Below are 14330 nucleotides of genomic sequence, written 5' to 3' on the forward strand. Positions count from 1 at the left end.
GAACAAGTCGGATAAACATAACGGCTACCAACCTAAGACGGGACAAGATGAAGAAAAAACATTACATTTTGCGAAAACTTTGTGCCTGAACCTACAACTAGGGTAGAAGCTTTTCTTAGAGCTTCATTTATGATGTCATGTTTTGGGAAAACACAGCAGCTATGGCAAGCACTACCAATCTAAAGGGGTTTCTCTGGTTAGGACTGTTTCCGTTTCTGTCGATGGGATGTTGGTTCAGTGGTGGGTTGTACAACGCTTCGGCTCAAATCCTTCCTGACAATACCCTGGGGGCTGAGTCGTCTCGCATCACCAATGTTAGTGATATTCGAGAACTGATTGAAGGGGGCGCGATTCGCGGTAGCCATCTCTTCCATAGCTTTGAGGCGTTTAATATTGGTGAAGGACAAGAAGCTTATTTTGCGAATCCGGTAGGAATTGAAAGTATTTTTAGTCGGGTAACCGGGAATGACCCTTCGGCTATTTTAGGGACGTTGGGGGTTAATGGGGCGGCAAATCTGTTTTTCCTGAATCCGAATGGGATTATTTTTGGAGAAAATGCTCAGTTGGATATTCGGGGTTCGTTTGTGGCGAGTACGGCGAATCGTTTGGTATTTGATAATGGGGTTGAATTTAGTGCAACGAATCCAGAGTCAGCGCCACTGTTGACGATTAATCTCACTCCGGGGTTGCAGTATGGACAACAGCAACCAGCAGCAGTGGTGAATACTGGGAATTTGGTGGTTGGAGAGGGGGAGAATTTGACGCTGGTGGGGGGTACGGTGCTGAATGTGGGGCAATTATCAGCACCAGGAGGAACGATTAGTGTTGCGGCTGTGCCAAGCCAAAGTTTAATTCAGTTGGATTTGACTGGGCAAGTTAACTCTGTTGATTTGCTATTCGATAATGATACAGGTGAGGTTTTGTCTTCTGCGTCAGGTTTAGCGACGTTACTGGAGAATGCGGGATTAACTCAAGCCAATATCCCGATTGATTTTCATGTTGGCACTGTGGCGATTTTAGGTTCTGTGAATGCTGCAAATCCTCTGGGTACTGGGGGTGAAGTTAACATGACAGGGAATCGGATTCAGTTACTTAATGGGGTGATTGATTCCGGCGGCGTTACCGGGGGGGAAATTAATCTCACCAGTACCTTTCTGGAAAATCGGGGACAGATTCAGGCGGATGGTGAACGGGGCGGTAGTCTCAATATTAAGGTTAGTAATTTTCTGGATACTGGGGTTCTCAGTGCGACGGGAAGTGCTGGGGATGGGGGAACCATTCAGGTGGATTATCAGGGTACGGTGATTCAAACCGCTAGTGCGTTGACGACTGTAACCGGGAATGAAAAGGCGGGGAGGATTAGGTTTCAGGGGGGACGGGTGTTAACCACTTCTGGGAATCTCCAGGCGCAAGGGGAGTTCGGGGGTGAGATTCAGTTATTTGGGGAGAGGTTGCAACTGTTGGGGACACAGGTAAATGCCAGTGGGAATCAGGGTGGCGGTGAGATTCTGGTGGGTGGAGATTATCAGGGAAATACGGTGGGGGCGGAGAATGCAGAATATACTGTGGTGAATCATGGCACGACGTTACAAGCCGATGGGTTGACGGTTGGGGATGGGGGGAAAGTGATTGTTTGGGCGGATGGGGAGACCGATTTTTATGGCAGTTTGACGGCGCGAGGTGGGGAGTTGGGGGGAAATGGTGGGGTGTTGGAGGTGTCGGGTAAGGAGCGTTTGGTTTTTGGTGGGTTGGGAGATGCGAGTGCGGTGAATGGGGTGGCGGGGGAGCTGTTGTTAGACCCGAAGAATATTACGATTGATACAGCGGTTACTGGAAACTCATTTCAATTATTTGACCCCAATCCAGCGCTGGGAAATCAATTTGGGTATAGGACTGCGGTACTTGCAAATAACAACATTGTTGTGGGTTCTCCATACGATGATTTAATGGCAGAGGATGCCGGAGTAGTGTACCTATTCGACTCGATTACTGGGACGCTTCTTGGAAGTATTCATGGTGCTAACCCAGAGGATCGTTTCGGAGGGTCTAGTTTCAACGTTGATGTAACAGCCTTAAGCAATGGTAATTATGTTTTCGGCAATCCTGATGCAGATATTGGGGGAGTGGAAAATGCTGGGACGGTGATTCTGGCTAATGGCAGCACAGGGGCGGAAATTAGCCGTATCTCTGGTACTCACCCAAACGATTTTTTCGGCTTGGATGCAATAATAGCCTTAAGCAATAATAATTATGTTTTCGGCAATCCTGATGCAGATATTGGGGGAGTGGAAAATGCTGGGACGGTGATTCTGGCTAATGGCAGCACAGGGGCGGAAATTAACCGTATCTCTGGTACTCACCCAAACGATAATTTCGGCTTGGGTGAAATAACAGCCTTGAGCAATGGTAATTATGTTTTTGGCAATCCCGATGCAGAGATTGGGGGGGTGGAAAATGCTGGGACAGTGATTCTGGCTAATGGCAGCACAGGGGCGGAAATTAACCGTATTTCTGGTACTAACCTAGATGATAATTTCGGCTTGGGTGAAATAACAGCCTTGAGCAATGGTAATTATGTTTTCGGCAATTCCCGTGCAGAGATTGGGGGGGTGAGCCATGCTGGGACAGTGATTCTAGCTGATGGAACTACGGGTGTGGAAATTAACCGTATTTCTGGTACTAATATAGAACAGTTCGGCGATGGTGAAATAACAGCCTTGAGCAATGGTAATTATGTTTTCGGCAATTCCGGTGCAGATAGTGGGGGGGTATTTTTTGCTGGGACAGTGATTCTAGCCAATGGAACCACGGGGGCGGAAATTAGACGTATTTCTGGTACTCACCTAGGCGATAGTTTCGGTTCTGATGAAATAACAGCCTTGAGCAATGGTAATTATGTTTTCGGCAATCCCGGTGCAGAGATTGGGGGGGTGAAAGGTGCTGGGACAGTGATTCTAGCCAATGGAACCACGGGGGCGGAAATTAGCCGCATCTCTGGTACTCACCTAGGCGATAGTTTCGGTTCTGATGAAATAACAGCCTTGAGCAATGGTAATTATGTTTTCGGCAATTCCCGTGCAGAGATTGGGGGGGTGAAAGGTGCTGGGACAGTGATTCTAGCCAATGGAACCACGGGGGCGGAAATTAGCCGTATTTCTGGTACTAACTTAAACGATAGTTTCGGTTCTGATGAAATAACAGCTTTGAGCAATGGTAATTATGTTTTCGGCAATCCCTTTGCAGAGATTGGGGGGGTGAGCAATGCTGGGACGGTGATTCTAGTTAATGGAACTACAGGGGCGGAAATTAGCCGTATCTCTAGTAATAACCTATTTGGTAAAATAACAGCCTTGAGCAATGGCAATTACCTGGTAGCTAACCCCTTAGCCACTGGAGGTGGACGAGTGGATATCGGCATCGCCAACCCCAACTCCCTCACCCACAGCTACTTCCCAAATCGCAATATTACCCTCACTCCCTCCATCATTACCAGCATCACCGATACCGGAACGGCTGTCACCCTGCAAGCAAATAACGATATTACCGTCAACCAAATCATTATTACTGATAATCCTACAGGGATTGGAGGCTCCTTATCCTTACAAGCCGGACGAAATATTCTCCTCAACGCCGATATCACCACCGACAACGGCAACCTATCTCTGTTTGCCAATCAACCTCTAGCATCAGGAGTTATCAATCTAGAACGAGAACCTGGTGCAGCCGAAATTACCATGCAACCGGGTACTACCATTAATACTGGTTTTGGCAATGTCTCTATTCAATTAGACACAGGGGAAGGATTAACCCATAACGCCATTGGTACTGTCACTCTTGGCAATATCAACGCCGAAAATCTCACGGTTAATTCAGCAGGAGCTATCCTCGGTAACGGTATCCTTACCATCAACAGTGACGCCACCTTCACCAGTACCCTCGCCAACGCCGGAAACGTCAGCGTCACCAACACCAACCCCACCACCATCGGCTACTCCATCATTGGCGGTAACTTCCGCCTCAACTCAGCCTTCCCCATCTCCCAAGTACCCGGAGAACCCCTGCAAGTCTCTGGCAACATCTCGGTTAACGGCGGTAGCAGCAATCCTTTAATTAATAATATTGGTCTTCCTTCCTCACCCATCCAACAGAATGGCGATTTAATCATTTCCCAAGTCGGAACTGTTAACCTACCCACTAATACTGTTACCGGAAACCTCACCGTTAACAGCCTACCCGAAGCTGTTCTATCTTTTAACGCCGTCTTAGACAACCCAGCAATTACCCTCAATCAAGCCAACTCCTTTGGCGGTACATTAAGATTTAGAACCAGCAAAGATGCGATTAGCACGACAGGGATTCCTGGTATTACTCAAAGCGGAACTCAAATTGTTGTCGGTACAGCCACATTTAGAGCAGATGCAGGTAATATTAATCTCACCGACTCTGCCAATGAATTTGGCACTCTCAGCTTCACCGGGAATGATGTCTCCATCAGCGCCAATAATGACACTACCCTATTAACCTCCACCGCCACCGGAAATTTAACCCTCAACTCTGGCGGAATCATCAGCCAAATCGGAGGATTAACGGTTGCTGGAGATGCCAGTTTTACCACAACTCTCCCCAACGCCGGGAATGTCATCCTCACCAATCAAAATGCCACCGTTCTCGGTAACTCTCTCATCGGTGGACATCTTACCCTTGATTCTGGGGGTAGCATTTCCCAACTACCAGGAGAACGATTACAAGTAGCCGGAGAAACGACTATCCTCAATCCAGCAAGTAATCCCAATTTAGAGACTAACGGTAGCATTATTCCTCGACTCAACCTTCCTAATGGCGATGTAATTATTACCGAGGTAGGCACAATTAACCTAGAGGGTGAAACCTTCTCTGGTAACTTAACTGTAAATAGCCTAGCCAGTGCTTTGCAATTTATTCCTGGAAGTGTCTATGAAAATCCTGCCATCATCCTGACTGACTCAACCAATAATTTTGGCGGTACGCTACGATTCACCACCGATGCACCTACAACTATCGTAGAATCGGGAACGCCTGGAATTATTCAAAGTGGTTCGTTAGGTGTTAGCGGTACAGCTACATTCAATGCCGAAAACGGCAATATTACCCTCAATGACTCAAACAATCAATTTGGTAATCTCGCGTTTACAGGTCAAGATATTTCTATCCGTGACAATGGCACAACTAATCTACTCAATTCCACGGCTACAGGTAACTTAACTCTGATTTCTGATAGTGGTATTACCCAAAATGGAAACCTTATCGTCACAGGCACATCCGACTTTACCACGTTACAAGCAGATGCCCCAATTACCCTCACCAATAATAACCAACTCACTGGAGATATCCGCTTTACCACTAAGGGGACTGGCAACGTTACCCTACTCAACACCTTAGCCAATACTCAATTAGCCGCCTCTAATGTATCCGGTGATTTTACGATTACCTCTGGCGGGGCGATTACCCAAACTGAACCCTTAAACCTGACAGGTTTAACTACATTCAATGCGGGTAATAGCGATATTATTCTGAATCAAAATAATGATTTAAATCGTCTTGGTATAAACGGTGGTCGAACGGTAATCATTAACGATAGTAATGATATTAATTTAATCAACTCTTCAGTCTCTGGCAGCCTAAATGTAAACGCCATAGGAGACATTACCAGCCAAGATATATTTAACCCCAGTGGTGCAATAAAACTTACCAGCACTAACGGTTCTATCGATACTACCGCAGGTACTCTGAGTACATTTTCCTTGGGTGCTGGCGGTGCGATAAACCTTTCTGCTCAAGGTAATATTACCTTTGATACTCTTGACGCTCGTGGGGTAGATATAGCCAGCGGTAATATTACACTAACCAGTCAGGGAAGAATCGCTTCAGCTAATGGTTTTATCCGTAGTAGTACCAGTGGTTTAGGTAAAGCTGGCGACATTAATATTCAAGCTGAGTCCGTTTCCTTTACCGACAGAACCATCCTATCCGCTTCTACCTTGGGTTCAGGAGAAGGCGGAACTATTAATATCAATACCGATGAATTTGTAGAATTGCTCAATGGTAGCCTAGTACGGACAAGAGCAATTGAGAACGGTGATGCTGGTGACGTAACTGTTAATACTCAACGATTCATCGTCAAAAATACCCGATCTGAAACAAATCAAGCCACAGGAATAAATACTGGCACAGCACAGGGTAGCAGCGGTGCAGGTGGAAATTTAACCATTAATGCATCAGAATCTGTTGAACTGATTGGCAACCAACCGGGAACCTTTATTCCTGACATCAACCAAGTTGGAAGTGTGGCTTTTGCCGCTGAAACTTTGACGGGTGTCGCAACCACCATTGAAGGTAGCGGTAATGCTGGCAATTTAACCATTAATACGGGGCAATTAACCATTCAAGATAGAGCCGGAATCAGCACCTCAACCCTGCAAAACAGTACCGGAAATGGGGGAGAATTAAGACTTAATGTGAGTGAATCGATTACATTGCAACGTAACGCGGGTATAGCGACAGCCACCTTAAGTTCCGGTGATGGAGGAAACTTAATTGTAGACGCTGGTCAAATTACGCTCACCGATGGTTCCCTCATATCCGCTGATACCGTGATTAATGCATCCGGTGATGCTGGAGATATCGAAATAACCACCAACCAACTTAACATTTTTAACGGTTCCCGAATTGGTGCAGCAACCGTCAACGAAGGTGCTAGTGGAGATGTAACCATTAAAGCTACCAATTCCGTTAATGTAATCGGCACTTCAGCAAATGGTGAAGTCCCCAGTGGCATTTTTACTGAAACTCGTGGTGCTGGAGATGCAGGAGACTTAACCCTTCAAACCCAACAATTGCAAGTGCGAGATGGCGCACAAATAACAGCCGCTACCTCTGGCGGGAAAGGGGGGAGGATTCAAGTTACTGCTGATACCTTAGAAGCCACAAACCGAGGACAACTGAGTACCACCACTGCAGCGACTAACGATGCTGGAGATATCATCCTGGAAATCAACGATACGATTACCCTCACCGGAAAAGATAGTGGACTGTTTGCCAACACTATGCGAGGTTCTACAGGAAATGGGGGTAGTATTTTTAGCAACTCCAGAACCCTAACCTTGGACAATAGCGCAACCATTGCTGTCAATAGCCAGGGGAGTGGAGAAGGGGGTAATATCCAACTTGATGGGAGTTCCCTTTCCCTGGATAATGGGTCTACCATTTCGGCTGAAACCACCAGCAATCAGGGTGGAAACATTACCCTGGGCATCGACAACTTGCTACTATTACGCCACGGTAGTAAAATCTCCACCACCGCAGGCACTGACCAAGCTGGGGGTGATGGGGGTAATATTATCATCAACGCTGATTTCATCACAGGTATTCCAGAAGAGGATAGCGATATCACCGCCAATGCCTTTTCTGGTAAAGGTGGACAGATTAATATCACCACAAATCGCGTTATCGGATTAGAATTCAGAGAGAATTTGACCCCCTTGAGTGACATTACAGCCAGTTCAGAAATTGGTGTTGATGGGGAAGTCGTGATTGATGATTTAGGAATTGACCCCGTACAGGGGGCTGTGGAACTGCCAACTGACACCGAAAGTCCACCTCTAACTCAAGGATGTCAACCGGGTGAGGATGGCAGAGGGCGTTTTGTCAATACAGAACGGGGAGGAATTCCTCCCAGTCCCTCTGACCCGATTAGTAGTAGTGTGGGGTGGGAAGATATACAGCCCGCAACCTTTGAAGAACAGCAGTCGGAGGAAACCACTGCACCCAAGGTGATTGTGGAAGCCCAAGGATGGTACGTGAATGAGCGAGGAGAGGTTATCTTGTACGCCAATAGACCCTCAACTTCAAGGGTATTTACTTGTCAGTAACCCCCTTTTGCCACGGCGATTAAAATCGCTGCTACACAAGCAAGACTGACAAATGGCTGAAATCCAAAAACCTTGTTACAACAAAACAACTATAGCGATTCTAAATTATAGCAGTCGCCAGGGTCATTAGGACATTAAGATGAATGCCATGTATTGTCTTGAGCCATGCCTAGTGTCCTAACCGTTGTGGCGGTTGCTATAAATCATCATGAGCTTTAAATTAGGTAAAATTATTCAAATTGGAATAGTATCTGTTATGCATTTAAATTTGGAATGGGTAGCGAGCAAGATGCTCGCACTACAAGGATTTCGGCATTATTAACATTAAAGTGTAAATGCCAAACAGCTTAAGAAGGATTGGGAAGGATCGGGAAGGATCGGGATAGATATAGTTTACTACCATTGACTTGGATTTGATCGTGTCTGTTGAAACGCCTCTGAATAACCTGGAATCGTCTTCTGTTCATTGCAGTAGAGACAATTTTGTATCTTTACCGAACAACCATCAAATTTTTTTTAGCTAAATTGCGAAAAACCGATCTAGCTGCCCTATAAATACTTAGAGCGAGAAATAAGCTTCAAATCCCACAGGAAATTAGGTGGGTTAAAGAAGCTTGATTCTGGCTGTCTATGATTCATGTAATGCGCTGAATAAGGAATAGCAATTATGGGTGTCAAACGGTCGGGCATTAATAGCATTGATGCGCTGCTGAAAGGAAGTTATTGGGGTCGCGTAGGTAAGCCAGTAACTCTGACTTACAGTATTCAGGAAGTAGGGAGTCACGCCCTAGACAGGTATGAAATATGTATGGTGAGAGAAGCTATCAATCAATGGAAATATGTTGCAAATATTGACTTTCATCGAGTTGACAAAGGAGGCAATCTCCGCTTTTCGGGTGAGAGTGGCAAAGGGGGATTAGCTAGCTACAAGTATAACAGAAAATGGTGGAATCCTTTTTCCTGGGGAAGCGATAAACTTAACCATGTCAATATCAAGCTTGGCAAACAATCAGAGAATGGAATAGGAGCAAGGTTTCTTGATGTTGCTATTCACGAAATAGGACATGCTTTAGGACTCAAACATCCAGGTAACTATAACGGTGATAAAAAGGGTAAATCTCCTTTTCTGTCCTATTCTCAGGACAACAATACCAATACGGTGATGAGCTACAACGATGTTGGCAGTTATGCGGCTACCCCCATGCCCTATGACATCAGAGCTGTTCAGTATCTCTATGGCGCCCGGTCATTTAATTCAGGCAATACAACCTATAAGTTTAGCAGTGTTAACAGCTATTGGGATGGTTCTCGTCACCGTGGACGAAGTAACAAACCGATGAAGTTAGCTGTTTGGGATAGTGCAGGAGTTGACACGTTTAATTTGTCTAAACTTGGCTATAGCCGCAATGGCTATCACATTGACATAAATCAAGGCGGCATCATCACCTATCAGGATGAATATAACCAGAGAACGTACAAGGCTCAAGACAATAGTAAGGATAGAAAGGATTGGGAGACACACAAGACTTCTCCTCGTGGAACAACAATTGCGTATGGGGCGAGGATTGAGAATGTTGTCGGTAGTTCAAGCGATGACAAAATCATAGGTAATAGTTCTGCCAACGTTCTGCGAGGCGGAAGAGGCGACGACGACATTAAGGGTAACTCTAACAACGATACCTTGTATGGAGATGCCGGAAATGACAGACTCTACGGTGGTTCAGGTAGCGATCGCCTTGACGGGGGTTCAGGAAATGACAGACTCTACGGTGGTTCAGGTAGCGATCGCCTTGACGGGGGTTCAGGAAATGATCGCCTCTATGGGGATTCTAGCAGTCGTTTCTCTTTCTTTTCTGGCAGCGACTACCTCCATGGTGGTTTAGGCAATGACTCTCTCTACGGTGGACGATATAATGATACTCTCGTCGGGAGTTATGGTAATGACTATCTCCATGGGGGTACTGGCTCCGATTCGATGTCTGGGGGTAGCGGCAATGATCGCTATGTGGTTGATAACGTAGGCGATCGCATAGTCGAATATTCTAATCGGGGAACCGATCAAGTTTCTTCCTCCATCAACTACACTCTTGGTGATCATCTGGAAAACCTAAGTCTTACGGGTAAGGCTTCTCGTGGCTATGGGAATGCACTAAACAACCGCATTCGTGGCAACAACTTGGCTAACTATATCCGAGGTAGTGCTGGTGATGATCGTCTCTATGGCTATGGTGGCAACGATACTCTCAAAGGGGATGGGGATAATGATTATCTCAATGGAGGTACTGGCTCTGATCGGATGTATGGGGGTAGCGGCAATGATTATCTCAATGGGGGTACTGGCTCTGATCGGATGTCTGGGGGTAGCGGCAATGATCGCTATGTAGTTGATAACGTAGGCGATCGCATAGTCGAATATTCTAATCACGGAACCGATCAAGTTTCTTCCTCTATCAACTACACTCTTGGTGATCATCTGGAAAACCTAAGTCTTACGGGTAAGGCTTCTCGTGGCTATGGTAATGCACTAAACAACAGCATTCGTGGCAACAACTTGGCTAACTATATCCGAGGTAGTGCTGGTGATGATTATCTCTATGGCTATAGTGGCAACGATACTCTTACAGGGGATGGGGATAATGATTATCTCAATGGGGGTACTGGCTCCGATTCCATGTATGGGGGTAGCGGCAATGATCGCTATATAGCAATCCTAAATAGGATGCAACAAGTAGACGGCTTGAAATCAAGGTATAGCAAGGGTTTCAGTTTTGAAAATTGCCACAATCAATTTAGGATTGCTATATAGTTGATAACGTAGGCGATCGCGTGGTTGAATCCTTCAATCAAGGAGTAGATCAGGTTGATTCATCCTTAACCTACACTCTAGGTGTCAATGTAGAAAATTTGAGATTGACAGGTAGCTATTCTATCTCAGGATATGGTAATGAACTCAACAATGATATCCTGGGCAACAGCGCCAATAATGTCCTTGTGGGGAATCAAGGGAATGATCAACTTAATGGCAACAGCGGTGATGATATCCTCTACGGTGATAGCACCAGGAATGGTGTAAACGGCAATGACACGCTAATTGGTGGCAAGGGCGACGATATTTTGGTTGGTGGATTAGGTGCAGATAACTTCCTATTCGGTTCAGTCAATGAAGGGATGGATTGGATTGTAGACTTTGCTCAAAACCAGGGGGATACAATCCAAGTCTCTGCTAGCGGTTTTGGTAGTGGACTAATTCTGGGCGAATTGCAAGCCAATCAGTTTACCCTTGGTGCAGCGGCTTTACAAGCTAGCGATCGCTTTGTCTACGACCAAACTAATGGTAGCTTGTTCTTCGATTCCGATGGAACCGGAGATTCTAGCCAAATACAAATCGCTCGACTTTCTAACATACCAACGTTAAACTACACCGATTTTAGCGTTGTTGTTTGACCTCAGAGCCTATCATCTAGCGGTTATCAGGAGTTGGGAGATGCCTTGATCACCCAACTCCTCCTGTTGATGAGTTTGATCATGAAATTCTGATGCTGTAACGTTTTATTACGAGAAATCGAAGAGTTGCGAAAAGTTTGTGCCTAAGCTTATAACTATTGCATAAGCTTTTCTTAGGGCTTCTGATGTCATGTTTCGGGAAAACACAGCAGCTATGACGGGCACTACCAATCTGAAATCGCTTCTCTGGTTCGTCCTTTTTCCGTTTCTATCACTGGGTTGTTGGTTGAATCTTGGGCGACAAAAAGCTTCGGCTCAAATCCTTCCTGATCATACCCTGGGGGCTGAGTCGTCTCGCATTACGAGGGTGAATGAGGTTCGGGAGTTAATCGAAGGGGGCGCGATTCGCGGTAGTAATCTCTTCCATAGTTTTGAGGCGTTTAATGTTAGTGAGGGACAAGAAGCTTATTTTGCGAATCCGGTAGGAATTGAAAGTATTTTTAGTCGGGTAACGGGGAATGACCCTTCGGCTATTTTAGGGACGTTGGGAATTAATGGGGGGGCGAATCTGTTTTTCCTGAATCCGAATGGGATTATTTTTGGAGAAAATGCTCAGTTGGATATTCGGGGTTCCTTTGTGGCGAGTACGGCGAATCGTTTGGTATTTGATAATGGGGTTGAATTTAGTGCGACGAATCCAGAGTCAGCGCCACTGTTGACGATTAATCTGACTCCAGGGTTGCAGTATGGAGCAAATCCCCCACCTCAATCTTCTATAGAAAGAGGAAAGATAATCACTGCAAATGCAACTCGTTTAGCCGTTGGTCATAATTTAACCTTAGCGGCGAACGATTTAGACTTACGAGGTAATTTATATGCAGGAAATGACTTGAAAATAGTTGCCCAAGATACGGTGCGGATAAGAGATAGTGTAGTCAATAGTTTTATTGCTCAAGCTCAGGGTGATTTGCTAATTCATGGCAATCAAAATGTTGATATTGTTGCCTTGAATCATCCAGATAGTGGGCTATTTTCCGGTGGGGAGATGGTCTTGCAAAGTGCCAATCCTGTGAGAGGAGACGCTCATTACTGGAGTGGGGGGAGTTTTCGGATTAAAAAATTAGATGAAAGTTTGGGGGATTTGTATAGTCCTAATGACCCTATAATCCGAGCGAATGGAGATGTATTCCTTGCCTTATCACTTTCATTGCCAACGATACAATTCATCTGGTTGATAGTTTCATCCTCAGCGATACAGCTAATCCGAACAAGGGGGGTGACATCAATCTCACGGCTAGGTCAATGTCCTTGACTAACACACGATTTGCTACGTTTACATCCGGGATTGGAAAAGGTCAGGGCGGAAACCTAACTGTCAATGTCTCTGATTCGGTAAATTTGTTCAATCGTTCAGCTTTGACGGCTAATACAGATGGGGCTGGCAACGCGGGACACCTTACCGTTAATACGAGTAAATTGATTATTCAAAATGACCAATATAAATTAGAGTCCGAGACAGGAATTTCTACTGGAGCCCTTGTTAATAGTAGTGGTCAAGGGGGAAATTTAACAGTTAATGCCTCTGAGTTTATCAAGCTAATTGGCAACGAACCCGGATCATTTCCTGTAAACCCAAATCCCGCAACAATTCAAGAGCTGAGTCTGTTAAGTGTCGGTATAGCAACAACAACTGAAGGACCTGGAGATGCAGGAAATCTAACCCTAAATACTAAACAGTTAATTACTCAGGATGGAGCTGGAGTTGCAACAGTGGCAAGACTGGACAGCACAGGAGGAAATGGAGGTCGATTAACAATCAATGCTAACCAAGTGTGGTTGCAGGGGAAAGGGGGTGTGGGAAGTGCCTCCGTGGGACTAGGTAATGCAGGTGAATTATTTTTAAACGCGGAGCAAGTGACAGTCACGGATGGTGCAACAATTACTGCTGATACCATCGGACTCGGAGATGCTAGTAACCTAACCATTAACACCAAAGAACTACTGATTGATAATGGGCGGGTGGGAGCAGCAACTTTAGATTTACCTCAACCCGGAAGGGCTGGAAACCTTACCGTCAATGCCACAGAATCGCTGCAAATTCGCAATTCAGGTGTCCTATCAGTTCAGGCTTCAGCTGGTGGTATTGCCGGAAACTTAACGGTGGAAACCAAGCAGTTAATGGTTGAAGATGGTTCAATCGTCACAGTCAGCAGCCCCCAAGGACAAGCTGGCAATATAAACATTGATGCCCATCGCATTGACCTCAATTCAGGAACCATTAGTGCTGAAACAGGAGTAAATGCAGGTAGGGAACAAGAAGCTGCCAATATTAACTTAGACAGGGTTGAGTTCCTATTTATTCAGGATGGTAGTCTTATTGCGGCTCAAGCCAATACCCAGGCTAATGGAGGAAATATAAACATCAACGCCGAAGATGGCTTTATCATCGCCAATTCCTCTGCAAATAGTGATATTATCGCCACCGCTGTTGAAGGAAATGGGGGCAATATTCAAATTTCAGCCCACCGCATCTTTGGTTTGGAAGAACAATCTGGTTCTTTTGACGCACTAAGAAGTAACGACACTAACGACATTAGTGCCAGTTCTGAGTTTGGCACCGATGGAGCGATTACTATTGATGATTTAGAAATTGACCCAGTACAGGGGGCTGTGGAACTGCCAACTGACACCGAAAGTCCACCCTTAACTCAAGGATGTCAACCGGGTATGGATGGCACAGGGCGTTTTGTCAATACAGAACGGGGAGGCATTCCTCCTAATCCCTCTGACCCGATTAGTAGTAGTGTGGGGTGGGAAGATGTACAGCCCGCAATCTCTAGAGCGGAGCAGTTAGAGGAAACCACTGCGCCTAAGGTGATTGTGGAAGCCCAAGGGTGGTACGTGAATGAGCGAGGAGAGGTTATTTTGTACGCAAACAGTCCCTCAACTTCAACCGGATTTAATTGTCAGTCGCGATGA

At 45.7% G+C, this 14330-nt stretch carries 5 protein-coding genes; all 5 read left to right on the top strand.

The genetic code is table 11. The features are described from left to right. Positions 1–161 precede the first annotated feature (161 nt). The 5 genes from MC7420_RS19650 (at position 162) to MC7420_RS19670 (ending at position 14330) form a co-directional block, all read left to right on the top strand. A complete protein-coding gene (locus tag MC7420_RS19650) occupies positions 162–7907 on the top strand; it encodes a two-partner secretion domain-containing protein (RefSeq protein ID WP_157453239.1) in 7746 nt (2581 codons plus the stop codon). Between the two features lie 667 nt (positions 7908–8574). After that, positions 8575–10713, top strand: a complete 2139-nt coding sequence (locus MC7420_RS35470) for a matrixin family metalloprotease (protein ID WP_052307512.1) — start codon at positions 8575–8577, stop codon at positions 10711–10713. A 20-nt stretch (positions 10714–10733) separates the two neighbouring features. Further along, a complete protein-coding gene (locus MC7420_RS19660) occupies positions 10734–11351 on the top strand; it encodes a calcium-binding protein (protein WP_006102548.1) in 618 nt (205 codons plus the stop codon). Between the two features lie 214 nt (positions 11352–11565). Next, complete coding sequence (locus MC7420_RS43870) at positions 11566–12663, top strand: filamentous hemagglutinin N-terminal domain-containing protein (RefSeq protein WP_157453241.1); 1098 nt, start codon at positions 11566–11568, stop codon at positions 12661–12663. Further along, positions 12654–14330: an S-layer family protein gene (locus MC7420_RS19670; RefSeq protein ID WP_006102571.1), complete on the top strand. Its 1677-nt coding sequence runs from the start codon at positions 12654–12656 to the stop codon at positions 14328–14330. Before MC7420_RS43870 ends, MC7420_RS19670 begins: the two co-directional genes overlap by 10 nt.

Source organism: Coleofasciculus chthonoplastes PCC 7420, from assembly GCF_000155555.1.
Classification (GTDB): domain Bacteria; phylum Cyanobacteriota; class Cyanobacteriia; order Cyanobacteriales; family Coleofasciculaceae; genus Coleofasciculus; species Coleofasciculus chthonoplastes_A.

Coding starts and splice junctions, on each gene's coding strand:
- MC7420_RS19650 (WP_157453239.1), top strand. CDS start 162: ATGGCAAGCACTACCAATCTAAAGGGGTTTCTCTGGTTAGGACTGTTT.
- MC7420_RS35470 (WP_052307512.1), top strand. CDS start 8,575: ATGGGTGTCAAACGGTCGGGCATTAATAGCATTGATGCGCTGCTGAAA.
- MC7420_RS43870 (WP_157453241.1), top strand. CDS start 11,566: ATGACGGGCACTACCAATCTGAAATCGCTTCTCTGGTTCGTCCTTTTT.
- MC7420_RS19670 (WP_006102571.1), top strand. CDS start 12,654: ATGTCCTTGACTAACACACGATTTGCTACGTTTACATCCGGGATTGGA.